General features: G+C 42.6%; 26 protein-coding genes. 14 read left to right on the top strand and 12 right to left on the bottom strand.

Annotation, left to right across the window (positions count from 1 at the left end; translation table 11 throughout):
* Position 1: 1 nt before the first annotated feature.
* Together FOT42_RS00400 and FOT42_RS00395 are read left to right on the top strand one after the other, a co-directional pair.
* Positions 2–850, top strand: coding sequence for a DUF4249 domain-containing protein (locus tag FOT42_RS00400; protein WP_151888601.1), 849 nt, complete (start codon positions 2–4; stop codon positions 848–850).
* 169 nt (positions 851–1,019) lie between these two features.
* Positions 1,020–1,586, top strand: coding sequence for a hypothetical protein (locus FOT42_RS00395; RefSeq protein ID WP_151888600.1), 567 nt, complete (start codon positions 1,020–1,022; stop codon positions 1,584–1,586).
* 4 nt (positions 1,587–1,590) lie between these two features.
* On the opposite strand, the gene FOT42_RS18235 is transcribed toward FOT42_RS00395, so the two are convergent.
* Entirely contained in the window at positions 1,591–1,725 is a 135-nt protein-coding gene (locus FOT42_RS18235) for a multidrug resistance efflux transporter family protein (RefSeq protein WP_226789756.1), read from the bottom strand.
* Between the two features lie 111 nt (positions 1,726–1,836).
* Between FOT42_RS18235 and FOT42_RS00390 the strand changes: the two genes are divergently transcribed.
* The 5 genes from FOT42_RS00390 (at position 1,837) to FOT42_RS00370 (ending at position 10,460) form a co-directional block, all read left to right on the top strand.
* The gene (locus FOT42_RS00390; protein ID WP_151888599.1) at positions 1,837–3,276 is read left to right on the top strand and encodes a calcineurin-like phosphoesterase C-terminal domain-containing protein; all 1,440 of its coding nucleotides are present in this window, start codon (positions 1,837–1,839) and stop codon (positions 3,274–3,276) included.
* A 155-nt stretch (positions 3,277–3,431) separates the two neighbouring features.
* Positions 3,432–4,364 carry a FecR family protein gene (locus tag FOT42_RS00385; protein ID WP_151888598.1) on the top strand — a complete coding sequence of 311 codons (933 nt, stop codon included), beginning with the start codon at positions 3,432–3,434 and terminating at the stop codon, positions 4,362–4,364.
* A 146-nt stretch (positions 4,365–4,510) separates the two neighbouring features.
* On the top strand, positions 4,511–7,990 hold the full coding sequence (locus FOT42_RS00380; protein WP_192938288.1) for a TonB-dependent receptor: 3,480 nt from the start codon (positions 4,511–4,513) through the stop codon (positions 7,988–7,990).
* 13 nt (positions 7,991–8,003) lie between these two features.
* Complete coding sequence (locus FOT42_RS00375) at positions 8,004–9,749, top strand: RagB/SusD family nutrient uptake outer membrane protein (RefSeq protein WP_151888596.1); 1,746 nt, start codon at positions 8,004–8,006, stop codon at positions 9,747–9,749.
* Positions 9,750–9,896: 147 nt separating this feature from the next.
* The gene (locus FOT42_RS00370) at positions 9,897–10,460 is read left to right on the top strand and encodes an RNA polymerase sigma factor (RefSeq protein ID WP_151888595.1); all 564 of its coding nucleotides are present in this window, start codon (positions 9,897–9,899) and stop codon (positions 10,458–10,460) included.
* 8 nt (positions 10,461–10,468) lie between these two features.
* Here FOT42_RS00370 and FOT42_RS00365 read toward each other — a convergent pair whose 3' ends face one another.
* Positions 10,469–11,758 (bottom strand): DUF5690 family protein, encoded by a 1,290-nt coding sequence (locus FOT42_RS00365; RefSeq protein WP_151888594.1) that lies wholly within the window; start codon positions 11,756–11,758, stop codon positions 10,469–10,471.
* A 191-nt stretch (positions 11,759–11,949) separates the two neighbouring features.
* Here FOT42_RS00365 and FOT42_RS00360 point away from each other — a divergent pair, with 191 nt between their 5' ends.
* A complete protein-coding gene (locus FOT42_RS00360; RefSeq protein ID WP_151888593.1) occupies positions 11,950–12,534 on the top strand; it encodes a helix-turn-helix domain-containing protein in 585 nt (194 codons plus the stop codon).
* Between the two features lie 3 nt (positions 12,535–12,537).
* The gene (locus tag FOT42_RS00355) at positions 12,538–13,671 is read left to right on the top strand and encodes a zinc-binding dehydrogenase (protein ID WP_151888592.1); all 1,134 of its coding nucleotides are present in this window, start codon (positions 12,538–12,540) and stop codon (positions 13,669–13,671) included.
* Positions 13,672–13,778: 107 nt separating this feature from the next.
* Here FOT42_RS00355 and FOT42_RS00350 read toward each other — a convergent pair whose 3' ends face one another.
* Together FOT42_RS00350 and FOT42_RS00345 are read right to left on the bottom strand one after the other, a co-directional pair.
* Positions 13,779–14,006, bottom strand: coding sequence for a hypothetical protein (locus FOT42_RS00350; protein WP_151888591.1), 228 nt, complete (start codon positions 14,004–14,006; stop codon positions 13,779–13,781).
* Between the two features lie 279 nt (positions 14,007–14,285).
* On the bottom strand, positions 14,286–15,275 hold the full coding sequence (locus FOT42_RS00345; RefSeq protein WP_226789755.1) for an alpha/beta hydrolase: 990 nt from the start codon (positions 15,273–15,275) through the stop codon (positions 14,286–14,288).
* 144 nt (positions 15,276–15,419) lie between these two features.
* On the opposite strand from FOT42_RS00345, the gene FOT42_RS00340 reads away from it, so the two are divergent.
* Complete coding sequence (locus FOT42_RS00340) at positions 15,420–16,388, top strand: hydrogen peroxide-inducible genes activator (RefSeq protein ID WP_151888589.1); 969 nt, start codon at positions 15,420–15,422, stop codon at positions 16,386–16,388.
* Positions 16,389–16,533: 145 nt separating this feature from the next.
* On the opposite strand, the gene FOT42_RS00335 is transcribed toward FOT42_RS00340, so the two are convergent.
* A complete protein-coding gene (locus FOT42_RS00335) occupies positions 16,534–17,139 on the bottom strand; it encodes an FMN-dependent NADH-azoreductase (protein WP_151888588.1) in 606 nt (201 codons plus the stop codon).
* 8 nt (positions 17,140–17,147) lie between these two features.
* Positions 17,148–17,360, bottom strand: a complete 213-nt coding sequence (locus tag FOT42_RS00330) for a DoxX family protein (RefSeq protein ID WP_417937523.1) — start codon at positions 17,358–17,360, stop codon at positions 17,148–17,150.
* A 90-nt stretch (positions 17,361–17,450) separates the two neighbouring features.
* Between FOT42_RS00330 and FOT42_RS00325 the strand changes: the two genes are divergently transcribed.
* From FOT42_RS00325 to FOT42_RS00315, 3 genes are all read left to right on the top strand, one after another.
* Entirely contained in the window at positions 17,451–17,729 is a 279-nt protein-coding gene (locus FOT42_RS00325; protein ID WP_226789754.1) for a VOC family protein, read from the top strand.
* Positions 17,726–18,112 (top strand): DoxX family membrane protein, encoded by a 387-nt coding sequence (locus tag FOT42_RS00320; protein ID WP_151888586.1) that lies wholly within the window; start codon positions 17,726–17,728, stop codon positions 18,110–18,112. The genes FOT42_RS00325 and FOT42_RS00320 overlap by 4 nt, the downstream gene beginning before the upstream one ends.
* Before the next feature lie 153 nt (positions 18,113–18,265).
* Entirely contained in the window at positions 18,266–19,162 is an 897-nt protein-coding gene (locus FOT42_RS00315; RefSeq protein WP_192938285.1) for an alpha/beta fold hydrolase, read from the top strand.
* 574 nt (positions 19,163–19,736) lie between these two features.
* Here FOT42_RS00315 and FOT42_RS00310 read toward each other — a convergent pair.
* The 6 genes from FOT42_RS00310 to FOT42_RS00285 form a co-directional block, all read right to left on the bottom strand.
* Positions 19,737–20,711: a Kelch repeat-containing protein gene (locus FOT42_RS00310; protein ID WP_151888584.1), complete on the bottom strand. Its 975-nt coding sequence runs from the start codon at positions 20,709–20,711 to the stop codon at positions 19,737–19,739.
* 144 nt (positions 20,712–20,855) lie between these two features.
* Entirely contained in the window at positions 20,856–21,218 is a 363-nt protein-coding gene (locus FOT42_RS00305; protein WP_151888583.1) for a hypothetical protein, read from the bottom strand.
* Between the two features lie 17 nt (positions 21,219–21,235).
* Positions 21,236–21,556 (bottom strand): hypothetical protein, encoded by a 321-nt coding sequence (locus FOT42_RS00300; protein WP_192938284.1) that lies wholly within the window; start codon positions 21,554–21,556, stop codon positions 21,236–21,238.
* A 151-nt stretch (positions 21,557–21,707) separates the two neighbouring features.
* Positions 21,708–21,989 carry a hypothetical protein gene (locus FOT42_RS00295; protein ID WP_151888581.1) on the bottom strand — a complete coding sequence of 94 codons (282 nt, stop codon included), beginning with the start codon at positions 21,987–21,989 and terminating at the stop codon, positions 21,708–21,710.
* Positions 21,990–22,359: 370 nt separating this feature from the next.
* Positions 22,360–22,776, bottom strand: a complete 417-nt coding sequence (locus tag FOT42_RS00290; protein WP_151888580.1) for a hypothetical protein — start codon at positions 22,774–22,776, stop codon at positions 22,360–22,362.
* Positions 22,773–23,072 carry a hypothetical protein gene (locus tag FOT42_RS00285; protein ID WP_151888579.1) on the bottom strand — a complete coding sequence of 100 codons (300 nt, stop codon included), beginning with the start codon at positions 23,070–23,072 and terminating at the stop codon, positions 22,773–22,775. Before FOT42_RS00285 ends, FOT42_RS00290 begins: the two co-directional genes overlap by 4 nt.
* Before the next feature lie 232 nt (positions 23,073–23,304).
* On the opposite strand from FOT42_RS00285, the gene FOT42_RS00280 reads away from it, so the two are divergent.
* Complete coding sequence (locus tag FOT42_RS00280) at positions 23,305–26,817, top strand: glycerophosphodiester phosphodiesterase family protein (RefSeq protein ID WP_151888578.1); 3,513 nt, start codon at positions 23,305–23,307, stop codon at positions 26,815–26,817.
* Positions 26,818–26,821: the final 4 nt, after the last annotated feature.

Here is a 26,821-nt window from a genome sequence, read left to right as displayed (position 1 = left end):
AATGAAAAATAGAACTATAACCATATACAACAAATTAGGTGCCCTGCTCATACTACTGGGATTCTTGAACTCGTGTACCGATGTCATAGATGTCAATGTCCCCAATGCCGGCGCACGATTGGTGGTCGATGCGTCCATCAAGTGGCAAAAAGGTACCTCGGGAGAAACACAGACCATTCATCTCAGGGAATCAACTGCTTATTTTGATAAGAATCCAGATGTCCCTGTCACGGGTGCAGAAGTAACGGTGACCAAACAAAACGACGGGTCGATAGTTGTGTTTGCCGACCAGAACAATGGCAGTTACACGGCAACCGACTTTGTTCCGGAATTGAATGCGTCGTACACTTTGGAAATCCTGTACAACGGCAATTCCTACACAGCAACCGAAACCTTGATTGCGGCACCAGATATCAATCGAATTGTGCAAACCGTTGAAGGTTCCGATGATGACAAGGAAATTCAGCTTCAAGTATTTTTTGACGACCTCGGAGCTGTTGAAAATTATTATTTGGGCGAATTTATTCCATCCAATCTACCCATACCGTCCCTTGCGGTCATCAGCGATGAGTTTACGGATGGCAACGAAAATTTCATTGAGAACGATAATGAAAACTATGTTGCCGGAGCCACTGTAGCTATCAATTTGTACGGTGTCTCCCAACGCTATTATGACTATTTGAGCATTTTTATCCAACAATCGGGAAGCGATGAAAACGGGCCTTTTCCAACTACCCCGGTGCAGCTAAAAGGAAACTGTACCAATGTCAACGATCCCAACGAAGAGGTATTGGGATTTTTTAGGTTGGGTCAATTTGACACTACATCATATACAATTGAACAGCAATAGGATATAAGGTGGTTCTAAGGAACAAAATTGCGTATTCGGAACTTTTGATGATTTGTACACGCATCCTGAACCACCTTTATTTTCCAGCCGCTTTCCGCAGACAGATTTGTTTGAAGAATACGAGGGAATCCCATGGACTCGCAGGAAGCTCAACACATAAATTTTAGAAATGGATCCGAAAAAAATCATCATCACCATAAAGAGGAAGGCATTTGGGCTTCTTTCAGGTTGTTTTACAAACAAGATAGGTGAAACGGTCGGTAATAATGATGAAATAAAAAGTATCCTCATTTGTAGACCGAACCATCGATTGGGAAATTTACTGTTGCTTTCCCCTTTGGTCCAAGAGTTGGAATCCACATTCCCGAACAGCGAGATCGATCTGCTGGTGAACCAATCTTATGCTTCCCAACTGTATCAAAATTATGAGAATGTCGATCAAGTCATTGCATTTCCGCGGAATCCCTTCAAAAATCCAATAAAGTCCATAAGGGCATTTGTACAATTCAGAAGTGGAAACGCTGGACATCGTATACCATTCTCGTCGGAGAAAATTGAGCACCTTCCAACACGACACAAAAATCTGAATTTCAAGTCACTAACACCCAATATTGAATGGCTCAAATTTTCCGGTTTTGGTGGGCTCAACCATCCGGCTCATCCAATCTTAGACAAAAAGTCTAAAAATCTGTTGTTTGATATTCCCTTTATACCACATCAACAAGAAAGTGCTTAATAAACTAACGTAAAGATTGTACCCTATGCTCAATGATCAGGTCATACTCGCTCAATAAAAGCCAAAATGGCAAACTCGCGATCAGCATGCCCGGTATCCCTTGATATACATCCGGTCTGCAAACGACAAGTATCATCATTATAAAATTTATTTGGTCCACGTTCCGAGATTTTTAAATAAATTGAGAATTGTACTACGTGTAACCCTTCTTTTTTTTGACTCAGTATAAAGAACCATAAAAAACCGTATCATGGAAAACCGAAGAGCATTTATAAAGAAAATGGGATTGGCCACAGGCTCGCTATCGCTTTTGGCCACAACCGATGTATTGGGATTGCAAAATCCCCTATTATGGCGCAAACCCACAAGGGTCAAAGGAAAAGTGGCCAACGGAAGAAAGGGATTGACCAAAGTTGCCATTTCAGATGGGGAAACCGTCATTTTGACTGACCAGCACGGAAATTTTGACTTTTGGAGCACGAGCAAACAACCGTTTGTTTTTGTGAGCATACCATCCGGGTTTCAAATAGATCAACTCGCCAATGGATCAGCATCTTTCTTTAAGCCTTTGGATTTGAACAGTTCAAGCAATGAAATCTTGTTCCAATTGAAACCAGTACAACAAAATGACGACAAGCACAGCCTTTTGGTGTTGGCCGACCCTCAAATTCAAAATGAATATGAAGTAGAGCAATTGTTGAGCACCTCCACTCCTGATTTTATTCAAACCATTAAGGACTTGAACGACCCAAACACTTTTGGGGTAGGATGTGGGGATTTAGTCTATGATCGACTCCATCTTTTTGAAGAGTACAACAAATCCATCAAAGCCACGGAAATTCCATTCTTCCAAGTCATTGGAAACCATGATATGGACTTGGACTCTCGTACCGATGAGGCCACCACAAGGACCTTTAACCGTCTCTTTGGACCTTCATATTACTCTTTCAACCGAGGAGAGATTCATTATGTTGTATTGGACGATGTTTTTTTTACTGGAGTAGAAAGGGAATATATTGGTTACATCACCGAAAACCAATTGGCATGGCTCGAGGAGGATTTAAAATACATTGAAGCAGGTCGTACTGTGGTGCTTTGTGTTCACATTCCAATATTCCATGTGAAGAACAAAGCACATTTATATGAATTGTTGTCGCCATACAAGACCCATATTCTCTCGGGGCACACCCACAGATCCAACAATTATGTTGAAGAAAACTGCTATGAACACGTTCATGGCGCTGTTTGTGGAGCATGGTGGAGCGGCCCCATCTGTGTTGATGGCACGCCGAATGGATATGGGGTCTACCAAGTCAATGGCAGTGAACTTTCTTGGTATTATAAATCTGTAGGGAAAGACAAATCGCATCAATTTAGATTCTACGAAAGAGGAGCCCATGAAGAATTTCCAAATTCCTGTGTATTGAATATCTGGAACTGGGACCCCAACTGGAGCGTTTGTTGGTACGAAAACGGGGAGCGAAAATCCCATATCAGAAAAGTAAACACAACCGATCCCTTGAGCAATGAACTTCATTTGGGCAATAAATTACCAGAACGAAGACCTTGGGCAGAGCCTGCGATCACAGACCACATGTTTTTCTTTGAGCCCAGCGACATTAACAACATCACCATTGAGGTTTCCGATAATTTTGGCAACACATTTGTTGAGACCGTATCGCCAAATTAAAATAAAGAGCAAATAGTCTCCCAACATTGTTAGCTGATCGTTAAGTCAATTTAAGCCTTATAAAGAAAACGTTAACAATATCCAGAACAGGCCTTCCACACTACGTGGCAAGGCCTTTTTTATTGACTTAACAGCAAGGACCGAAAATAAAAATTATGATTGATCGGGAACGATTTCTGGAACTAGTGGAAAAACACTTGGACCATAACTGCTCTGAAGCAGAAGAGGCTGAATTGGAAGAGTATTACCAAACGTATGGACAACTATTGTTTGTTGAAACATCGGAACAAAAAACCAAACAGCAGTTGTATTCAGGCGTCTCGGCCCAAATAAAAAAATCAAACATGCTCTTGGCTCAGAAACGAAAGCGAAGGACCATGCTCCGCATTGCAGCTTCCATTTCCATTCTGATTGCTCTTGGTATTACATCCTTACTGTTGTTACCTCAAAAACAGGTTGAGCTTATAACCGTAGTTTCCAATTTAGGTGAAAAAAAGGAAGTTACTTTACCAGACAGTTCATTGGTCACCCTGAATGCAGGAAGCAGCTTTACCTACCCAGAATCTTTCAATGGGAATACCCGGGAGGTACAATTGAACGGTGAAGCATTTTTTAAGGTAACCCATGACCCCCAAAAGCCATTTTTGGTCACAGCATCAAAACTCAGTACACGCGTGCTGGGTACATCATTCAACATAAAAGCTTACGATGATGGTCCTGAAATAAAGATTAGTCTGGCCACAGGTTCCATACAAATCAGTAAAGCTGATAGGATTATGGCCACCCTAAAACCAGATGAGCAATTACGCTACAATAAGACCACATCAGACTGTGTAATTGAGACCCATAGCACCAACAATGATATTTCATGGCTGGACAATATCATTAAACTCAATGATCATTCGCTGGAGGAGACCGTTAGAATCGTGGAAAGATGGTTCAATGTGAAACTCCATGTGGTCGATAAAAAATCCGATGCTCCAACCATTACCGGTAGATTCATTGACCCTACGCTGGAAGAGACCATACAAAGTTTGGAACTGTTGACCGGTTCCAAAATCATTTACGAAACCCAAGTAGAACCTTAAAACTTCTAGATATGATATAAAAAACGAGACAAACAAAAAAAGCCTCTTCTGCGCCAACAGAAAAGGCTGGTATAACTACATATTCACCAAATACATAGTATGAAATAATGAAACCAAAATTACTATTTTTTTTCAACGGAAACGTTATGAAAACCATCATGATGTTATGGGCAGTGCAGTTTTTTGCTTTGCCGGCACAGGCTGAAACGGAGAATTCCCCAAATATCAGCCTTCACCAAACCCAAATCAATCTAGTAACCCTATTCCATAAGATTGAAGAACAAGCGGCTGTGAGCTTCATTTACAACAATGAGGTAAAGCAGCTCAAACGTAAAGTGGACGTCAATTACACCAATGAGTCACTAAACACCGTTATGGCCCATTTGGCCCAGATATACGGATTGGGATATAAAATTCAAAAAAACAACATTACAGTTTACCTCAATCAAGTGAACGTACAATCTGTTCAGCAAACTATCAGGGGATCCGTAAAAGATGTAGACGGGGAACCACTGATAGGCGCCAACGTAATGGTGTTGGGCACGGACCGGGGTGTTGTTACCGATTTTGATGGAATTTTTCAAATCCAGGCAAATACCGGGGAAGTTCTTGAGTTTTCATACATAGGGATGGAAACCCAAACTTTTACCATTGCTCCAAATACAACAACAATTGACATTCAACTAAATGTAAATAGTGAACAGTTGGAAGAAGTTGTTCTCATCGGATATGGTGAAAAATCCATTGAATCACTAAGTGCCGCAGTAAGTAAAGTAGATGTGAGTGCCTTGGCAGAACGTCCTGTGAGCAATGCCGCGGTTGCACTTCAAGGATTGACCCCAGGGCTCACCATTACACGATCCAACGGTAGACCTACCAATACCCCAAACATCAACATCCGTGGATTTACCTCTATCAACGGTGGTGATCCCCTTATTATCATTGATGGTGTGGAAGGCGACATCAACGACATTAACCCAAATGACATAGAGAATATCAGTGTTTTGAAGGATGCGGGTGCCGCAGCCATTTATGGTGCCCGCGCTTCCTTTGGTGTTGTTTTGATCACCACCAAACAAGCCAGGGAAGGAGATCTTAAGGTAAGTTTTGAGGCCACAACTGCCATCAATCAGGTTACCACCAATACAGATTTTGTTACCGACCCCTATGAGGCCATACAAATTGCCGATAGCTTTTTTCAGGCCAGTAGTGGGGCTTCCTATTCTGGGTATACCGAAAGTGATCTTGCTGCCTTGCAAGAAGTATCTGCCAACCCATCTTTGGCTCGTGTGATCACAGATACCAGAAACGGCCGGGAGCAGTATGTGCATTACGCCAAGACCGATTGGTGGGACACCTTTTTCAGGAAAAGCAGACCATCTCAAATCTATAATGCATCGATTAGTGGTGGCAGCAAAAAATTAAAAGGCTACTTTTCGTACAGAAACTATCGTGAAATCGGCATCCTTAAGGTTCAAGAAGATCTTTTCAAAAAGGAGAACTACCGGGCCAAGCTGGAGTTCAAGTTGAACGATTGGATCACTATTACCGACAACATGCAGTTCAATAAATATAACGACCTTCAATATGGAGGTTATAGAGGTGGATGGCACGGAAACTATTGGAACTATTTGGTTTATAACCATGCCATGCCCTGGTATTCGCCCATCAACCCCGACGGCACTTTTTTTATTAGAAGTGAATTGAACAACTATGATGCCGGTGATGGGCTGTATGCTTCCCTTTTAAATGGTAAATCCAAACAAGAAACAGAGGATTCCGAATTTTCGAACATCATCACCGCTACACTTACCCCTACTGATGGCCTTACTGTAAAGGCAAGCTACGCTTTTAGGAAAATGAACCAGAACATCTACCAAAGGTCTACCTTAAATCCCTATAGCATTTATGTTGGGGAAATCCAGACCTCGGGAATTGATAGATTGACGGAATTCAACACCGCTGCGGAATACGATGCCTTCAACATTTATGCGGATTACAACAGACGTTTTGGGAAACATCATTTTGATGCCATGGTTGGTTTTGGTCAAGAATCCATGTATAGCAAGACCATCCAGGCCAGTACCCAGGGATTGATTTCTGATGACCTGAACTCCTTAGGATTGGGCACAACTGCTGACGATGCCAATGGAAGCGCATACGAATGGGCACTGCAAGGTGTTTTTTCAAGGGTTTCTTATGATTTTGACAACAAGTACTTTTTGGAATTGAACGGTAGATATGACGGAACCTCCAGATTTCCTTCAGATTTCAGATGGGGTTTCTTTCCTTCAGTATCTGCAGCATGGGCCATTCATAATGAAGGGTTTATGGAAAGCCTAAACCCAACCCTTAGCCAACTGAAACTAAGGGCATCATATGGCTCATTAGGGAATCAACAAATCTCGCCCTATGCCTATCAGCCTGTTTTATCAAGGTCGGTCAACCAAGCATTTTCATTGAATGGCAGTCCATTGGAATATATTTCCTCCCCTGCCTTGAACCCGGTTGATATTACCTGGGAAGAGGTCAGGACCCTTGATTTTGGTGCAGACCTTGGGTTTTTCAGGAACAAATTGACCGCCAATTTTGATTGGTTCAAAAGAGAGACATTGGGAATGCTTACGGCCGGACAAGTACTTCCTGCAACCCTAGGAGCAGCTGCACCACAGCAAAATGCAGCAGACTTAGAGACAAAAGGTTTTGAACTTTCCTTGGGATACAGTGATAACTTTACCCTTGGCGGCTCCCCTTTCCAATTTAGTTTGAGCGCTGGACTTTCCAACTCAGAAACCGTAATTACCCGATTTGACAATCCAGAGAAACTTTTGAACTCCTTCTACGAAGGTATGGTCATTGGCGACCTATGGGGTTATGAAATTGAAGGGCTTTTTCAATCCGAAGAAGAAATCGCCGCCCATGTGGACCAATCCTATGTAAGTGCACGAATTTCAGGGCGGGGCGGCCTTCAACCTGGAGATGTAAAATATGTCGATATTAATGGGGACGGTGTAGTGGATGCAGGCACCAATACGCTGGATAATCCAGGGGATCAAAAAATCGTGGGCAACGTAGCGCCAAAATACCTATACAATTTTAGGTTGTCCACCAGTTGGAAGGGATTTGACCTATCCGCCTTTTTTCAAGGTGTGGGCAAGCAAGATTGGTATCCCGGTTACAATTCCCAGTTGTTCTGGGGGCCATACAGCCGTCCGTATGCTTCATTTGTCCGAAAAGACTTGGCCAACAACATTTGGACCCCGGACAATACAGGTGCCTATTACCCCAGAGGATTTGGATATATCGCCCTAAGTGGGAGAAATTCCCTGTACAATACCAACGACCGTTACCTCCAGGATATCTCTTACCTGCGATTAAAAAACCTCACATTTGGGTACAACCTGCCAAAATCGGTATTGGATAGAACACCTTTTGATAAGATTAGACTATACCTCAGTGGGGAGAACATTCTAACCTTCACCAAACTGACCGATTACATTGATCCTGAGATTGCCAGCAACCAGGTAAATCTTAACTCCCCCTCTGGATCTTACATCTACGACTCCAGAGGACAGGAAGCCCCAATGTCCAAAACTTACTCTTTGGGTATTTCAGTTCAATTTTAAACCAATTATGATGATGAAACGAATATATATTGCATTGATAAGTTTGAGCAGTTTGCTTTTGGTGAATTGTAGTGATGACTATTTGGACAAAAATCCCATATCCGATGTCAGTGAGGAAAGTTTTTTTCTAACTGCTTCAGATCTGGAACTGTACACCAACGGTTTCTACCTATTGCTACCAAACAGCTCCAATAGAAATGAGATTTTCACCACGGATAGTCAGTGCGGAGAGATTGTCCTTAATACCGTAAGTGATCTTATGAACAGCTCCCGCATTGTCCCCACTACTGGTGGTGGGTGGAGCTGGACCAATCTGCGTAACATCAACTACTTCTTGGAAAACTACGAGAAGTGCAGTGATGAAACCGCAAAAAACCGTTACGGTGGGGTAGCTCGTTTTTTTAGGGCTTATTTCTATTTTAATATGGTAATGAATTTTGGTGATGTACCATGGTACGACAAAACTATGGAGGCCGATGATCAAGATCTGTATAAAGCTCGTGACGACAGACAGTTTGTAGTGGACATGATCATGGAAGACCTCGATTGGGCCATTGCCAACATGGGTGACCAACAATATGCCTATGAAGTGAGCAAGTATACCGCTTTGGCATTAAAATCCAGAGTGGGGCTTTTTGAAGGCACTTTTGGGAAATACCACGGTATCCCAGGATACGAAAAATACTTGGAAGCCGCCATAGATGCTTCACAAGAGTTGATGGACAATAGTCCTTACGGATTGTACAACACCGGAAATATTGAGGCCGATTATGCCAATTTGTTCAGGGCAGAAACGGCAGAGACCACAGAGATCATTCTAGCTAGGGAATACACAGAACCCTTGACCAACGGACACCGGGCAAATTATTACACCTTGACCGGTTCCCAAGGAACACCGGGTATGCCAAAATCTGTGGTAAACTCGTACCTAAACGCTGATGGCAGCCGTTTTACGGACCAACCGGATTACAACATCATTCCCTTTGCCATGGAAACTGCCAATCGTGATCCAAGATTGTCACAGACCATTCGCACATCTGGCTACACAAGGGTGGGACAAAGTGTGGAGTTGGCTCCAGACCTTTCTTTTAGCATTACTGGATACCATTTGACCAAGTTTGTCACAGGTGCCAATTCAGACGGTATCAACCAAAACACCAATGATTTGCCCGTATTCCGTTTTGCAGAGGTGTTGTTGAACTATGCCGAGGCGAAAGCGGAACTGGGAACAGCTACCCAAACTGACATGGACAACTCCATAGGATTGCTCAGGAACAGGGTCGGAATGCCTGGGCTTTCCCTTGCTGAGGCAAATGCCAATCCAGATGTTTATCAAGAAACCTTCTATCCTAATGTAAGTGGGGCCAACAAAGGTCTTATTTTGGAAATCAGAAGAGAGCGAAGGATCGAAATGTATATGGAAGGACATCGTTGGAACGATGTTAGACGTTGGAAAGCCGGACAATCCATCACGTTGCCGTTGCGTGGAATCTATTTGCCCGGTGCCGGTGAATACGATTTGGACGATAACGGGGCCATTGATTTGGTTGTTTTTGAAGGTGAGCTTCCATCTGGTCAAATTGAAGGGGCCAAATACTTTCAGCTAGGCACCGATATTAATTTAAGTCCAGATAATCTAATAGACCCACTTCCCGGTTTCAACGACAGAACTTTTAATGAGGACAGGGATTACTTGCTCCCCATTCCAACCCAAGAATTGCAGTTGAACACCAACCTAGTGCAAAACCCCAATTGGTAAGAATAAAACCATTTTGTATCCCCGGAAGACAAGGTGTTTCCGGGGATACTTTTTAGTAACAAAAGCATAATATTCTACAAGCGATCAGTTGACTTTCACCCAATAGTTTTGTAGGAAAGGACTTTTTTAACCCCCAAGAAGGACTCAATGGCAGAGAACGAAAAGTTGTTGCTGGAAGCGCTGAAAAACCGACAGGAAAAAGCACTCGAAACTATTTTTGATCGCTACTGGAAACGTCTCTACATTTACGCACACAGTCTTACGGGAGACCATCAAATCGCTGAAGATCTGGTTCAGGAAATCTTCATTAGCCTTTGGGAAAAGTCTGCGACCACTTCCATTGAACAAATTGAGGCCTACCTTTTCAGAGGAGTAAAATATAGGGCCATTAACCATTTAAAGTTGGAACAACGAAAAGTATCTGCAGAAGAAGAGCTCAAGCTTCGCCCCATAAAGGAAGGCACAGAAGAACATATGGACTATCTTGAATCCAGTGAACTCTTTCAAAAAACCATGGAAAAACTCCCCAATCGATGTAGAAGAGTATTCTATCTAAGTCGTGTACAAGGTTACAATAATAGAGAGATTGCCCAAGAAATGAACATTTCCATTCGTACCGTGGAAACACATATAAGCAATGCGCTAAGTCTGTTCAGGATACATTTTAATAATAGCTTTCTCCCTATTTTGCTATTCCTTTTTTGTAATTAGGGAATTTTTCACTTGGCCGGCAAAGCATCGACAGTAGCACTTTCATCCTTAATAGTGTAGACCTTCCAAATAACAAATCCTGTCAAAATTACCATTCCAGCCCCAACATAGGTGTTCAATTGCAGAAAGAATCCCAACCAACTGCCATTATAATCGAAGAGCTCCTTTCCCAAAAGAATCGCAACACTTACCAAGTACCCCAAGGCATCTGCCACATAAAACAAAAATCCTATGGTACCCTTATATCGAAGTAGGGCCAACAGTCGTTCAAAAACTACACAGTGAAATAGTATATACGGCAAATAGATGCCAAAGCCGGAGACAATCATCCAAAAAATAGGGGAAAGTGATCCCTTTTCCAGCAAGATTGATGATCCCCACAAAAGCAAAGCCCCGACCAATACGGCCACCATGCTCCAAACAAAAGCTTTTTTATTGTTGAAGACCAGTACGGCCAAAGCAGCGATTATCAATACCACTATTGCAATGGGAATCTCCGTCAATGTAATTAGTTTAGGTTTGTCCGCATAGCCCAACTCTGACCAAAATTCCACAGTAAAATTATCCCTAAAATCGCGGGAAGCGGTAAGAAAAACATAGACAAGCACTAAACCATAAAACAGTAATCCATGCTTTTTAATAAAGCCTTTTCGCTGCAATTTATCCATAGGCAATCTTTCTGTTCTCAATTGGATATCCATCTCATCAGGCGCCTTTGTGCCGCCCAACAAGAAGACCGAACCTATGAACAACGGAAAAAACAGAAGACCTGTAACAAATGGCATCCAAATTTCACTCACACCAAGGTCTTGCATCAACCAAACCCCGGTAGTTTTTATAAATCCCGTGGAGAAAATGAAAGTAGCGCTCAAAGCGGCCACCAGAAGCTCAGTATTTCGTCTTCCTTCCAAAAAAGAGAGCACAAGCCCAAAAATCATCCCTAAGGTAAGTCCGTTGAAAAACATAGCAACAGGACGAAGTGCTATGGGCAAATAAACCATTAGTAACAAAAAAAGCAAGCCAGCAGAAACCAGGCCCAACAGCATCCTTTCACTTTTTCTTCCTTTACTTTCAGACACCAACCGTATCCCAATGAATTTCGAGAGCATATAGCCAAAGACCTGACTCAAAACCAAAACGGTCTTGTAATCAAAACCGAACAACAACTGCTCATTGAACTGGGCCGCAAGAAATGATTTGCGCACAGCATACATTCCGGTATAACAGATAAATGCAGCGATCATGAGATAAATATCGTTTCGTGAAACACAGATTCTCCCCCTTGCTATTTTTTTCATTTAAAGAAAATTTAATATTACCTCTTTTCAAAACAAACATATCACAGTACTTCGCCTTTCACCTATATTTAAAGTTATCAAATAAAGAAATTTTCATTAGGTTAAATAAGTTTTACTAAAATGAAAACAATAGCATTCACTATTTGTTTCTTATAAAGAAAATTATAGTTTAGCCAATAAACCAGAATCAAATGGGACAAACTGAATATATTGTGATGTGGGTAGGTTCAAAAATCAAGGAAATCCGAAGGAACAAGGACCTAAAATTGAACGACCTTTCGCAGCAAACAGGGATCAGCATTGCCATGCTGTCCAAAATTGAAAATGGCAGGGTGTTTCCCACTTGGCATTCCTTACTCCAGATTTTTACTGCATTGGACCTTAACCTGAACACCTTTTTCAATGATTTGCCCAAGGAAAATGAATTCTCTGGTTACCTTTTGTTCAGATCAAATGAATATCGATCCATTGAAAAAGAGGAAGAGGCCAAAGGTTTTGATTATAGACTTGTCCTTACCAGGAGTATTGAAAAGTCGGCCCTTGAAATTTCAGTATTGACATTACGTCCCGGAGCAAGCCGTGAAAAGGTCTCTACTGATGGTTTTCAGTTCTTATTTGTGGTGAAAGGTTCGGTGGTCTACCACATAGGCAAGGAAACCTTGACACTTGAGGAAGGAGATTCCCTTTTCTTTGACGGCGGAATTGAGCATGTGCCCGAAAACAAAACCGCCGAGGAGGCCTTTTTATTGTTGATGTACTTTTTAACTGTCAATTAAACCATGAAACATACCGCCAAGGCCATGGTGTTTGAAGGCGTAGAAATACCCTTTGCCCCATATCATGTAGAATTGCCCAAACCTCTCGAAGGTGAAGTATTGGTAGAAATCAGCTTTTCCACTATCTGCACCAGTGATCTTCATAGCTTTTTTGGGAGGAGAGAATCACCTTGCCCCTGTATTTTGGGACATGAAATCATGGGCAGGGTAATTGCGGTAGGACTTGGAGGCGCCAGTGATTTTTCGGGAAAAAAAATCAAGAGAGGTGATAGGATCACATGGTCGGTATATGCATATGACCACAATGACCCAACAGCTTTAAAAGGGTACCCTCAAAAGTCCCAAAACCTTTACAAATACGGACATGAAAAATTTAGCGCCAACAACAATCTCAATGGTGGTTTCGCTTCCCACTGTTTGTTAGAGAAAGGAACCTGCATCTATTCCCTTCCAGACAAAATAAGTGACAAGGAAGCGGCTCCATTGAACTGTTCCCATGCCACAATGGTAGGTGCGTTGCGAATGGCAGGTGATGTAAAAGGAAAAAACATCGCGGTTATCGGGGTCGGAATGTTGGGGCTATCCGCTTGCGCCATGGCACGTGAAAACGGTGCCGCAAATGTGGTGGCCATAGACTTGAATACGGAGCGGCTGGCCAAATCCCTTCAATTTGGAGCCAATACCACCATCGATTCACAAAAAGATATAAAAGAATGGGCATTGACGGTTAAAGGACTTGGAGGTCTGGATGTAATTTTGGACACCAGTGGTAATCCAACGGTAATTGAAAACGGAATCTCGTTACTGAACATCGGGGGTTCCTGTATCATTGTTGGTGCTGTTTATTCTCAACGAAACCTATCCATAGATGCAGAGACCATTGTTCGGAGAATTCTTACCATTAGAGGGCTACATAACTATGTCCCTGAAGACCTCTATATTGCCATCAGGTTTATGCTGGCAACTAAACACAAATATCCTTTTGAAAGTTTGGTTAGCGTTGAGTACCCTTTGGAGGAGTTGGACAAAGCATTTGAATTAGCAGACAAGGGACAAGCCTATAGAGTGGGCATATATCCCACTCCTACAAACAAAAAAAAGATGCCGATTGAAAGGTCAACAGAAACCTCGGCATAAATGTACCCCAAAAATTAGGGAAGTAAGGATAACAGATAAATAAAGAGCAATGAACGGCATACATTTATATCCATCTTCCAATCAATCGTAATTTCATGCTTCCATATCTATTTGTCCGCACCAATCATCGATCCCTGGGGCTTAAGGGTAAATCCATGAGCATTTTCGCCCAGGTCGGTTCTCTTATTGGCCCGATATTCCATATCGAGGTACTTGTACATAGGCATATTTTGGGCATGGTCGGAATAGATTGGTAAAACAGTGGCATGGTCGCTGCCCATGGTAAACACTCTTTCGGCCATTTCACCGATCTTGTCCGGGCAATTGGTGTACAACTCCCAGAATTTCAAATGCGGTTCAAAAAATATATCCCTTTTGATGTTTCACTGGAACGCTCTTGCCTTCAAATTGAAAACGTGGGGGTCATAAAAAGTATCTTGAGCTTTTCGGCGCTCTGACTTGATTTATCCTTTTTGGGCCCTGTAAAATTTAATTTATTCCGTGTTGACCCATTTCAGCTTTTGAGCGGTACTGTCGCATATAAATGGAAAAGGGCCGGAATCAAGACTCCGGCCCCATCAATCAAAATCACAACCAACATCAATTATAAATTGTTATTTCAAATATTTTTTCAATTCGGCAGCGGCGTGGTCCAACATGGCTTTTGTAGAGGGTTGATTGGCCAAGGCGTTCAACAATCCAAAGTCATGGATGGTCCCATTGTAGCGAACCGTGGTCACTTCGACACCAGCCTGGTCCAATTTACGACCATAGGCCTCACCCTCATCCCTAAGGATATCGTTCTCAGCGACCATGATCACTGCAGGGGGCAACCCTTTCAATTCATCGATACTGGCTTGCAATGGTGAAGCATAAATAGATTTCCTTTCTTTGGGGTCGGTGGTGTATTGATCCCACATCCATTTCATGATGGGTACGGTCAAGAACCTATCAGAAGCAAACTTTTGGTAGGACTCCTGACTAAAAGTAGCATCGGTCACAGGCCACAAAAGAATCTGTGCCTTGATCTCAGGTCCGTTCTCTGCTTTGGCCCTCAGGGCTGTCACAGCGGTCATGTTTCCACCAACACTGTTACCTACCACCGCCAAACGTTTTCCGTCCACATTGATTTCTTTACCATGCTCGGCTACCCACTTGGTTGCGGCATAGATCTCGTTGATGGCCACTGGGAATTGTGCTTCTGGTGAAGGGGTATAGTTTACAAAGACCCCAACATATCCAGAGCGGACCACTAGATCCCTGACCAATCTTTTGTGGGTTGGGTAATCTCCCAAGATCCATCCACCACCATGGATGAACACGAATACAGGAAGTTCCCCTTTCACACCACTTGGCCGTACAATATTCAATTTTACCTCATACCCATCGGCATGGATGGTCTTTTCGGATTCATCGATACCGCTAAGGTCTACTTCAAAAGCCTGTTGGGCTCCTACCAATACTTGGCGGGCATCTTCTTTGGAAAGGGTTTCAAGACCTGGTCCACCGGATGTGTTCAATACGGTTAAAAAATCCTTTACGCCTTGATCAAGATGTGCATCGGTGGCATAATCTTGTACCTGTGCATTAACTGTTGTACTCATAACTGTTAGAATTAAAGTTTTAAAAATTGTTTTCATTGTGATACTTTTTAAAGGTTATTTCATTTTGATGGCACAAAGATTTATCATTTGGTATATATAAATCAAATTAATAATTTTATGTATTAATTACTTTTATTTATAAGTATGACTATACAACAGCTCCGGTACATTGTGACCCTTGAAAAAGAACGACATTTTGCTCGGGCTGCCGAAAAATGTTTGGTCACGCAGCCTGGTCTGACCATTCAGTTGAAAAAACTGGAAGAGGAAATCGGCATCAAGATCTTTGATCGATCCAAAGTTCCGTTAGAACCAACCCTATTAGGGCTTGAAATCATTGAAAAGGCCAAAAGGATATTACGTGAAGTGGACACGGTTCGCGACTTTGTAATCGAACAAAAGAACATTCTATCAGGAAAGGTACATCTGGGCGTGGTTTCCACCTTGTCCCCTTACTTGATTCCCCTCTGTTTGAGGGAGTTTCAAAAAACCTTGCCCGAAGTGGAATTCATCATTTCCGAGGACTCCACGGTTGGGCTGATGAAAACCCTGGAGACTGGGGAACTGGATGTCGCTTTGATGGCCACGCCCACGGGCAATCCCAGCTTAAGGGAATTTCCCATTTTTGATGAGCCCTTTATGGCCTATTTGCCCTTGGGACATAAAAGTTCCGAGCAGGACTCCTATGAACTGGATGATCAAGACAGGGCTAATCTGCTCATCTTGGAGGGGGAATTCTGTTACAACTCCCAATTGTTGGATATCTGTAGCTTGGACACTTCCAATTCCTTCCACAATTTCTCCTATGAGATCAACTCCATTGAAACACTCAAGAACATGGTCAGGCAAGGTTTTGGATTTGCCATTGTCCCCCTATTGTCCACCATTGGGCAAAACGGAGAAACAAAGGCTCGAAGCATCCCATTTAGTGCACCACAACCCGCACGTGAGATCAGTCTGGTGACTTCGGATACGTTTTCAAAAAAACTATTGGTGGAAAAAATGAGCCAAGCGATATGGACCAGTCTACCGGATAGTTTTAAAGGGAATACGACATATAAAAAGGTGAGATGGGACGATTCCCCGTATTTCTCAAAGAAAATCAAACAATAGATTATTCAAGGGTAATGGAAAAACAACCTTGATGGACAATTTCAATTTTTGGGGAAAATGGGGAAACCAATGTCAAGAAAGAACTTATCCTCTGACCTAAGGCTTTAAATCTCCACTGTCCTCCAAGGTTGGCACAGTATTTTTGCTAATCCATCAATTGGAGTTGCCCAAGGGCCATTTCAATGGATGCTTCTTTGGTTTCGACCATGGCGGTACCCTCGGCCCTTACAATTTCGATATCGGTAATTCCCAAAAAGCCAAAAATGGTCTTTAGATATGGGGACACAAAATCCATTTGTTTGGCCAGACCCTTGGAATAAATCCCTCCCGAGGCCATGGAAATATAGGCTTTAGTATTCTTTATCAACCCTTTAGGTCCATCCTTCCCATATTCGAAGGTTATGCCCGCACGGCTGATATGATCTAACCATGCCTTGAGCTGGGATGGAATCCCGAAATTATACATAGGGGCATCTATGATCAGGATATCCGCTTCCATTACTTCCTTTATGGCCTTGTCGGATGCCATCAGTAGGATTTCCTGTTCCGGGGACAATTCTTCCTTGGGCACAAAAAAAGCGGCAAAGGTATCCCCTCCCAAATGCGGAAAATCCTCTTCGGACAAATCCTTTGTCACCACATACATATCCGTATAAAGGTCCCTAAGTCTATGCACCAGTCCACAACCCAATCTTGAGCTATAGGATTGATTGCCATTAATGCTTGATTTGATATGCAATACTCTTTTCATATTTGGATTTATTGATTGTTCGATTTCTTGATGCGGTGTACCCCTTTAACAAAAAGGGCATAGGAGATGGTAAGTAGGACCAAGAACACCAATGGGGCAAGCCAAAGAGCAATCGGGTCTCCGACCGAGATGTGCGCCAAGGCAGCAGACACAAACGTAAAGGCAAACCCGGCATATGCCCAATCCTTGATCCGGTCCTTCACCGGTGCAATCAGCAGCACAGCACCAATGATTTTGGCAATGGTATCAAACGTTTTGGGGACCTTCCTGCCGACCCCAGCCACCCACCCATTGCAGAACCCGTAAAAAAAATGGTCTTACATATTGAACTACCATTATTGGGCGGACACATTTTAATGGGGACTGACGCACCTAAAGAAATGGGGTTCACTCTGACACAAGGCAATACGATGCACATCCAACTCGAACCCGATTCAAAAGAAGAAGCACAACGGCTGTTTGATGAACTTTCAATTGATGGCAAAATAGAAATGCCAATTCAAGATATGTTTTGGGGTGCGTATTACGGAAGTTTTACGGACAAATATGGTATCAACTGGATGATTAACTTTCAAAACAGAAACCAATGAAAACTAAAATAATGTTTGTCCTAAGCCTACTTTTTGGCTTAATGTTCGTCAATGCCGGTTTGAACAAATTCTTCCAGTATCTGCCCCTACCGGATGACCTCCCCGAAAGTATGCTCAAGGTGACCGAAGCCTTTACCACCATTGGTTGGTTGATGCCCTTGGTAGGTCTGTTCGAAGTGATCGGTGGTATACTTTTCATAATCCCCAAAACCAGGGCATTGGGTGCCATCGTCATCCTTCCCATAATGGTGGGCATTCTGCTCACAAGTATTGTACATGTACCATCAGGTCTTCCCCTTGCAGCGACACTTTTTCTGATCAACCTATGGGTGATCGTTGAACATAGAGCAAAATATGTACCCTTGATTACCCCTAAATCTTGAGTCAAAAGAGGTAACTCCTACCTAGAAAACAAGGGGATTATGCGTTACATTTGATATGAAATAAAAGGAGAAGCAAAAATACGGTTTGACACCGGCCTATGCTGAACAGCGTCCAACGGATGGACAAGCTGTATACCCTCCTGAACCATGTCCATGCAAAGACCCTCAAAACCTATCCTACTGTTCCTGCTGTTGCTACAATTTGCAGCTTGCAGGGACCGTGGAACAAACCCAACGACCATTTCGCAAATGACAAAGGGAACCGTGGACAACAACGGGGTCGACATCCACTATACGGACAGCAAGGCAGGTGAAACCGTCCTTTTTTTCGTCCATGGATGGGGCATCGACCACACCTATTGGGACAGCCAAACCAGTTATTTTTCCAAGGCCTACCGCGTGGTCACCATCGACCTGCCCGGTTTTGGCACCTCCGGGAGGAACAGGACCTCCTGGACCGTGGAGGCGTATGCCCGGGATATCAAAGCGGTCATGGAAGCACTGGAACTCAAAAAGGTCATCCTCATAGGGCACTCCATGAGCGGTTCGATAGTCGTTGAAGCGGCAAGGGCCCATCCCTCGGGCATCATCGGTCTCGTCGGGGTCGATAACATGAAGGCCATCGGCTTTGCCATGACCCCTGAAATGGAAAGGGAATGGGATACCCATTATGCCACCATGGAAAAGCACTTTGAACGGAGTGTGGCCGAGGAGGGCAAGTTCCTGTTCTCCCCCACCACGGACCCTGCGGTACAAAAAAGGGTCCTCAGGGACATTTCCAGCGCCGATCCCGCCATTGCCGTGGCCAGTCTCAAAAACCTGGACAAATATCCCTTTGCACAAAAGTTACAGTCCCTGGAACAGCCCCTTTACCTGATCAACAGTGATTACCAGCCCACGGACACCCTGGCCTTTAAGCAAAACCATATCGACTATCACCTGTTGAACATGGGCACTACCGGCCATTATCCCATGATCGAAAACAGCAAACGGTTCAATGCCCTTTTGGAAAAGGCCATTGGATCGATCATGGAAAAAGGGGCACGGTAAGGGTAGAGGGCCCTTGAGGAACGAAAAAGCGACCTGTTCATTTTAATTATAGCCCATTGGGACATCCAAAAGAAAATTGAATTTGACAAACACTGGGGAATAGATTCCAATCTATCAAGGTTTGTTTCCAAATCGGATGCTTGGAAGACCAATATCAGAAAATGCTTTGATACGTTTGAAAATACCGAACTCACTGTCTTTCCGAAAATAGAAATCGATTCCCCCTTTGCTATGGAATATCACTTCTATATGCTCAGACCTTTATAAGTACACTCCCCCGCGTGAGGGATTGCAGTGAAAAGCCCTCCCTTGGGCAGGCCTTGCAACGGAAAGCCCGGACCTTTGGGACACGCCCCAAAGACAACCCTCCAACCCAGATCAGCCATCCACCTCCTGCACTGAACTCCAGACCAGGAAACTTATATCAGAACATGGCACTATGGCCATCCTTTACAAACAAGATGGCATATGTATTGAAACTATCCCACAATACACGGCATGAAACAAATGAAAATCCTTCAGTTTCCCAAGTAGCCAGGTACATGACAATCATTTACACATGGTATTTGCCGTATTATTTAATTGTCCAGATATCATTGAAAGGTTCCAAGACTTCAGAACCTCCAATGTTCCATAGGTTCCCATTGAATGAAATGCTCGTATGGTCAGAGCGTTTGGGCATTCCATCTTCACAGTACAATTGCCAATCAATCCCATCCTCGCTGCTCCAAACATCGGTTAAATCACTGGAATCACCTGACCCGGCAATCAACCATAACGTATTTTCATATACAACCGATGAATGGTCCCGTCTTGGCAAGAAAGGGGCACTCGCTAATTCCATTGTCCAGTTCAAACCATCCTCACTTGACCAAACATCATTCAGACTCTTACTGGAAAGCGGTCCCGAACCTCCAATTATCCATATTTTATTGTTGAATATTGTGGTTGAACCACCAAATCTTTGCGGGTGATTTGCAATATCCCCCTCTTTGGTCCAAGTTTGACCATCTGGGGAGCTCCATGTCCGAGTAATATTTGGTATGTTGCTTTGTCCAACATCGAACAACCAAATTTTACCGTTAAATGAAACCGCGGTAAAATTGAATATGGGAGGAGTGTTGGAATTATCCGTCTCCTGAATCCAATCCTCGCCGTTGGATGAGCTCCAAATGTCACCCGGCAATCCTCCGATCACCCATAATTTATCATTGAATACAATGGTCGAATGCCCAAACCTTTCATCAAAACCTGGATCATCGTTTACCAAACTCCAATCAATACCATTATCCGAACTCCAAACATCGTTATAGACCATATCCGCACCTTGGGTGAACGTTCGTCCACCGATCAACCATATCTTTCCTTTAAAAAAAGTTGTGGTATGGTCATGGATTTTTGGGAATTGAGCATTATCGAGCCTATTGATAAAGGAACATTGCGACGATTGGGGAGGCCCAACATCTTCATTGGAATCGGTCGGTTCACAGGACGTTGTGAACAAAATGGACACTAGGAAAGCTTTGATCAGGCACTTTGTAATTTTCATGGTTTGACTAAAAGTATAGCAGCACTGACATCAAGTGAGCTGCAATCGGTTACTAATATTGGTAATACGGGCCGGTTGAAATGCGATAGGGATTTTACAAGTAGCCTAAGCCGGTTTTTGACCCACATAACGGTTATCCGTATTTTATTTAAAACTCGGTCCCCCGGCTTTTCGCAATGCTGTGGATAAGCGCTGCATGAATTTTTCAGATTGGCCACTGGTAAGAAATACAATCTTATGTCTTGGTCTTTTAAAATCATCGATTTCTATAATGACATTTTTTGCCTTACTGTTAGAGCTAAAGGACCTGTACCTCATCCCGGTAACTTGGTCGACACCAAAGGAGTGGCCATTGATATTGATTGTCCGATCTTTGAAATTGACCGTGACCCCGCCTTGTTTGAATTCGCTCTCGTTCACTGTATATCTTGTATTTAAAAAGCCCTTCAAAAATAGATAGCCAATGATTCCCAGCACTACAATGATGATGATTGTAAAAAATTCCATGCTCAATTGATTTTAAACTATTTGTCGTTGGTGGTATAGTGAACAATATCGGTAATGCCAACTTCCTTTATAAGCTTGTAAGTATAATACGATGCATGGGCTTCCCCCATGGTACTTTTGACCGTAGTTCCATCTTCAAATTCCATCATCATATGCCCGCTGTTCCCACTGAACTTTTCATATTCCAATCTCAATTGATCATTGTCGGCTTTGGAAAAGTGAAGTTTATTGGATGAATTTTCCTTTTTCCATGTTCCGATGAATTCTTCCTTGTAGCCATCCGAACTGCAAGACATTAGCGGTAGGAGCACGAAAAATGTAAAAAAAAGATATTGCATCATATGCGTTTGAAATTACAGCTGAATGTCCTTCTATAAATTGTTGCCTCTTCGGATACACCCATCTTCCCTCTGATGATCGGAACCCGATAAAAAAAGTATCTTACCATGACCAAGCACTTCGTAACGATTTCCATACTCTGTGCTGTGCTCAATTACCCTCCATTGCAAAGATCAGGGCCAAAAGAACACCGCTTCCACCCATGAGCAACATTCCCAATACGCCCAACAACTGTGCAAAACACCCTTTGTTTTGATGTTTGTTGGCACTTTCAAAACTATCGAATTCAACGACCCCTCCACCGGTCCTGTTTTCAAATTCGTATTTGCTCGCCCTATACTTCATCTTTCCTGAAATGATATATAAAATCAATCCCAACAGAAATAATCCGATCAGTAGCCCTTTAAGATTGTTCATGTCATTTACACGCATAACCGCTTTTCAACTAACGTATCAGTTCTAACTATCTAAGCAGATGTCCCAAAGAATAAACCTGGATGTTGCCTATCAAATAGAGTGAGGATAAACAAATCCAATTTCAAACGAACATCAAATTACTGGATTCCTGCAATTAGCGTATGGTTTAGAAACTAAAATTTAAACCTTTGGTATTAGGAAAAAGATATTATAACCATTGTTCTAGTTACCGCCCGTTCAAGGTGTACATTTTACGATAGGAAATTGCCTTTTACGTTACATGTTCGTAAGAAGTATATCTTCAAGGCCCTGCCATCAAATGTTGTTTCTCCGAAATATGATATTTCGACAATCATTCAATCATCCATTATAATCTTGATTTGATTCACTTTTTTGAAGCCATAATTTTCAAAAACAACAGAACCTTAAGTGAAATTTGGGCAAACTCGCGGATCAAACTTAGATACAAGGGACAAAAATAGGTGATCGACAACACCCCCATGAAAACACCAAAACCACCAAAATAGCTATTGGCACTTTTTATGGCAACAATAACCCCGATTGGATAAATCAAAAAAATCAAAGCATCAAAAATGCTGATCAGCCACACATATAATGGAAAGTCATCTGACAATTGAGTCACTTCACCATTTTCAAGTTTGGCGTTTGATAGATTTTTCAATGAATTCATATAGATTTTGAGGGGTAATGTAAACGGTTTAATGATCAACAATTCCAAAACACGCAATAATGCCTTTCCCCAGTCTATTTTTTTGAAATCTTTTTGTATTGCCTCCATCATTCCCTACAAATTTCCATTGATTTTTTCACGACCAATGCTTGAAACTTCTGCATCTCTTCGGAACTTTGGTATTTTTCCATCATCTTTTCAGCAAATTTCTGGACCTTTTCCCCGTGTTCCTCAATGGATTTGGTATCAATATTTCCATTCTCAATGGCTCCCAAGGTGTTATCCATGGTTATTCGCATTGATTCACATTGTAGTTCTGCCATTCTTTCCGCGTCGCTTTCCATGGAAGAGCACGACACAAGCATTACGGCAAGAATAGTGTAAAGGGTCGTTTTATATTTCATCATATCGGTATCGTTTGTCAACAAACCTAGCCTGATCGACCAGAAAGTCTTTACGGCTTTCCGTAATTACTTGCATATCTTTACAAATTGATGGAAATTGGCAATTCCCCAACAGGAAAAACCTCTGATTGAATTGAGTACGATCGGAAACACTTTTCCACAATCTTCCCTACTGACCTTGTTTTTGACTTAGGCAACCGATACCATAGCATAAGAATAAACCGGGAACATTGGAATGAAAATTAAAAACACATGGGTTGTTGCCATTGCGGTACTGACATTGTTTTTTGTTAAATATTATCTCTTGAACGAAGAATTTCTATCGATTCTTCTATGGATCGTGAGTTTCCTTTTGGCAAGCTTTCTGAAAAAAAAATTCTTTTCCCTAAAAAAGAAAACCAGTCTGGATGATCACATTTTTACTCCCACAAAAAAGAATTTCATAAAGGATACCATTCGAAGCCAAGCCATGGCCCAAAGCAAAAACATGCTCAGGGTTTCGGGGAACAACAATCTGGATTATATAGAACGTCTCAATTGGCAATTGCATAACGACCACGGCCAATTGGAGAGACACCAGGGAACGCTCTTTGATCTTCTATCGGCAGTAAAGCCCAAACAAAAGAACAATTTCATCATTTTTGGCGAATCCGGGGTTGGGAAAACATTCGCCGTGTTCGATTACATCCATAAACGAATCGAAGCCGATGCCGATTTCACACCCATATTCATTGCCCTATCGGATTGGATCCCGCAGAAATCACTGACCAATTGGACCGTGAACAAAGCTTCCAAAATTTACCATTTGGACAAGGACCACCTGGGGACCGGACTGGACAAAGGAATTTTCTTCCCCATATTCGATGGGTTGGACCGCGTCAAGGATGAGCACATCTTACCGTTATTTGAAAGTTTGATGAAAATGGCCTCAAGAACACCCATGGCCATCGTTATGAAGACCGAAACCTACCAGAAGCTACATAGGGAATACACGGATGTGGATGCATTTTGGAAACTTCCCTTTCATCTTATCGAACTGAAGACCTTGAAACCCAAATTGGTCGAATCCATACTTACGGAAAATGGCGATCATCAAAAACTCGAGATTTTCCGTTCCAACCCCAAGTTTAAATTTCTGTGCAGATACCCTATTTTCTTGAACCTTCTTGCAGGGATGGATTCAAAATTCATTAAAGAGAACTTAGGAACGCATAAAGTCTCCCACGAACAGTTTTTCAATCAAATATGGAAATGGTACGAATTAAAAATGTTTGGTTCCCCAAACTTCCCAATTAGCAAGAAAAAGGAAAATCTAAAAATCTGGTTGCGAAAAATGGCCCTAAATTCCGGGTTGTTCTTCCCTGAAGAACTCCAACCCTCCTATTTGGATACCAAATGGTCGATTGCACTCTATTACCTCGGATCCAGGTTATCCGCCTCCCTGTTGGTTTCCATGGCAGCAGGTTTGTTTCTCGCAGGGCCTTTCAATTTTTGGGACGCTGCCATCATAGGCGGGTTGGCCATAGCTACGATCGATCTTCTCAAGCATTACTTAACTTCCGTACCCGTCACCAGGAAATGGTTATTTAGAGCCACGGGGCATAGACAGCTTCCTCCAATTTCAAAGATCATCAATCGAACCATTCCATTAATAGTCATATTGGGAATCTACTACGGGTTTACCACGCCAAGATCTCCAAAATATGGTGGGGAAATGTTGATCTACGGGCTTTTTTCCACATCCGAAGCACTGGTGGGCATCATTGTAGGCCTTCTGCTCTCCATATTTTTTGGCATTCGCAGCAATTGGCAAAAAAACAATTTTGACATTAAACCAGTGGAACGCATTAAAGGAAGCCTAAAGAACTATTTTATTTCAGGTTTTATGGGAGGGCTCTTATTGGCCATCATCGTGGTTCCGATTTTTTACCTTTTTAATATCTTCACAAAGGACGCCTCAACCATCAATGCCTGGCTGAACCAAAATCTTTATGTGGAAAACAAATACTTGTTCGCGGGATTTGCCAGTTTCTTTTTGGGCTATCTTTTTTTTGGGCTCTTTGGTTTTCTGCACGGCAACAAGGTCATTCTGGAACAACGGGAAAAACTGGCGTTCTCCAAAAGAAGCCCCATCACAAAATCTTTTGTGAATGGGTTGAAATCCGCCCTAGTTTCCTGTTTGGTCATCGGCGCTGTTCTGGGCAGCTATATAGGTCTGACCGAAATGGAGGCGAATGCTGTCTTCAAGGCACTTAAGACCGCATTGGGTTTCGGGGTTCTGGCCTTTGCTTGGTTTGGTGGGCTGGATGCCATATGTCATTGGCTGCTCCGCATGGTCATGGCCATTGAACAAGGTTTCCCCCTTCGAATAAGTTCTTTTATGCTTCAGCTCTCCGAAGTAGGTTTTGTAAGACCCGTTGGTTCGGGTTTTGAATTCATCCACCCTTCCTTGCGTGATTATTATAAAGGGACGCCTCTACAAAAAACAACAAAACACCCTATGCTGGTCCTGCTCCCCACAGCATTGGTACTGTTACTCGCTGTCCCGATTTTACTTAAATTGACCAACAGATTCCAGAACCAATCCCATTGGCAAAATGAAAAAGGGTTCAACGTGGACATTCAAAGTGAGTACGTAAGACATGAAAAGGGATCAAAGAACAAGTTTGTGATACGAGGTATAGCCAAAGATTCCACACAGACAATAAGGATCAATGCAAATGGAAAAGTAAAATTAGGCTCCTTCATTGGTTTCGTTCCTCCCAGTGGCACAAATTCCGGCTTCTTGGGCATGAGTCTGGGCGACACCTGGAACATTCCGGGCATGGAAAATCTAAACCACGGTAGTCTTGCCTTTAGAAAGAACGATGGAGCTTGGATCAGTTTTCCAGAAAATGACCTTATCCATTTGGGTAACAATGCGTATTATTTGAACTTTATTGTAAAAAATGGGGATGTCCTGGAAACCGCCGTCAACGATATCGAGTGGGAAAACAATTCAGGACGATTTAATATTACTTTTGAAGATATGGACAACGCAATGAAAACACCAAAGATTGTGGCACATCGGGGTGGGGCGGTCCTCTCCGCTGAGAATTCAATGGAGGCCATCAAAAATGCGCTACAATTGGGGGTGGACATGGTGGAGATAGACATACAAATGTCGAGAGATGGTCATCTAGTGGTCATGCATGATAGGCGTGTTGATAGAACCACAGATGGAAAAGGCAAGGTGGGCAATCTTGATTTGGATGAAATAAAAAAATTGCGCTTAAAGAATTGTACCAAAATCGAAACCGTTCCCACCCTTGACGAGGTTTTGGAACTGATATCGCCTCACGAGACCAAATTGCTCATTGAAGTAAAAACCGATAAAAACTATGACCGCCTTCTTAAAAGTTTGACCGAGAGTATTAAGAAACGGAATATGGAAGAGCAGGTAATGGTCTTTTCCTTCAACAAGTCCTTTTGCGACGAACTAAAGGTCAGGTTTCCCGAACTTACCGTTGGTGTCTTCATTTATGGTTTCCCCGCTGTGAACAACCTCCCAAAAGTAGATGCCGTAGGAGTGGAATACCACAGCATATTATTTTTGGAATCCTATTATGAAAGGTTGAAAAGAAAGTTTGGCATCGTTTATACATGGAACGTCAATGTACGAAGCTCGATGCAACGGCTTACCGCAAAAAATATCGACGGTATCATTACCGATGATCCAAAAATGCTCAAAACATTGCTTGAGCAATAAATGG

The organism is Flagellimonas hadalis (assembly GCF_007785775.2).
GTDB lineage: Bacteria > Bacteroidota > Bacteroidia > Flavobacteriales > Flavobacteriaceae > Flagellimonas > Flagellimonas hadalis.
Note: the sequence above shows the minus strand (reverse complement) of the source record. Positions and strands in the feature narration are given on the sequence as shown.

Bases quoted from the DNA above. Each gene is read 5' to 3' on its own strand.
- FOT42_RS00295 (WP_151888581.1), bottom strand. From the start codon at position 21,989: ATGCGTGTAAATGACATGAACAATCTTAAAGGGCTACTGATCGGATTA.
- FOT42_RS00355 (WP_151888592.1), top strand. From the start codon at position 12,538: ATGAAACATACCGCCAAGGCCATGGTGTTTGAAGGCGTAGAAATACCC.
- FOT42_RS00335 (WP_151888588.1), bottom strand. From the start codon at position 17,139: ATGAAAAGAGTATTGCATATCAAATCAAGCATTAATGGCAATCAATCC.
- FOT42_RS00305 (WP_151888583.1), bottom strand. From the start codon at position 21,218: ATGGAATTTTTTACAATCATCATCATTGTAGTGCTGGGAATCATTGGC.
- FOT42_RS00325 (WP_226789754.1), top strand. From the start codon at position 17,451: ATGGTCTTACATATTGAACTACCATTATTGGGCGGACACATTTTAATG.
- FOT42_RS00385 (WP_151888598.1), top strand. From the start codon at position 3,432: ATGATTGATCGGGAACGATTTCTGGAACTAGTGGAAAAACACTTGGAC.
- FOT42_RS00400 (WP_151888601.1), top strand. From the start codon at position 2: ATGAAAAATAGAACTATAACCATATACAACAAATTAGGTGCCCTGCTC.
- FOT42_RS00320 (WP_151888586.1), top strand. From the start codon at position 17,726: ATGAAAACTAAAATAATGTTTGTCCTAAGCCTACTTTTTGGCTTAATG.
- FOT42_RS00395 (WP_151888600.1), top strand. From the start codon at position 1,020: ATGGATCCGAAAAAAATCATCATCACCATAAAGAGGAAGGCATTTGGG.
- FOT42_RS00360 (WP_151888593.1), top strand. From the start codon at position 11,950: ATGGGACAAACTGAATATATTGTGATGTGGGTAGGTTCAAAAATCAAG.
- FOT42_RS00390 (WP_151888599.1), top strand. From the start codon at position 1,837: ATGGAAAACCGAAGAGCATTTATAAAGAAAATGGGATTGGCCACAGGC.
- FOT42_RS00310 (WP_151888584.1), bottom strand. From the start codon at position 20,711: ATGAAAATTACAAAGTGCCTGATCAAAGCTTTCCTAGTGTCCATTTTG.
- FOT42_RS00300 (WP_192938284.1), bottom strand. From the start codon at position 21,556: ATGCAATATCTTTTTTTTACATTTTTCGTGCTCCTACCGCTAATGTCT.
- FOT42_RS00340 (WP_151888589.1), top strand. From the start codon at position 15,420: ATGACTATACAACAGCTCCGGTACATTGTGACCCTTGAAAAAGAACGA.
- FOT42_RS18235 (WP_226789756.1), bottom strand. From the start codon at position 1,725: ATGATGATACTTGTCGTTTGCAGACCGGATGTATATCAAGGGATACCG.
- FOT42_RS00380 (WP_192938288.1), top strand. From the start codon at position 4,511: ATGAAAACCATCATGATGTTATGGGCAGTGCAGTTTTTTGCTTTGCCG.
- FOT42_RS00345 (WP_226789755.1), bottom strand. From the start codon at position 15,275: ATGAGTACAACAGTTAATGCACAGGTACAAGATTATGCCACCGATGCA.
- FOT42_RS00375 (WP_151888596.1), top strand. From the start codon at position 8,004: ATGAAACGAATATATATTGCATTGATAAGTTTGAGCAGTTTGCTTTTG.
- FOT42_RS00280 (WP_151888578.1), top strand. From the start codon at position 23,305: ATGAAAATTAAAAACACATGGGTTGTTGCCATTGCGGTACTGACATTG.
- FOT42_RS00290 (WP_151888580.1), bottom strand. From the start codon at position 22,776: ATGATGGAGGCAATACAAAAAGATTTCAAAAAAATAGACTGGGGAAAG.
- FOT42_RS00315 (WP_192938285.1), top strand. From the start codon at position 18,266: ATGCAAAGACCCTCAAAACCTATCCTACTGTTCCTGCTGTTGCTACAA.
- FOT42_RS00285 (WP_151888579.1), bottom strand. From the start codon at position 23,072: ATGATGAAATATAAAACGACCCTTTACACTATTCTTGCCGTAATGCTT.
- FOT42_RS00365 (WP_151888594.1), bottom strand. From the start codon at position 11,758: ATGAAAAAAATAGCAAGGGGGAGAATCTGTGTTTCACGAAACGATATT.
- FOT42_RS00370 (WP_151888595.1), top strand. From the start codon at position 9,897: ATGGCAGAGAACGAAAAGTTGTTGCTGGAAGCGCTGAAAAACCGACAG.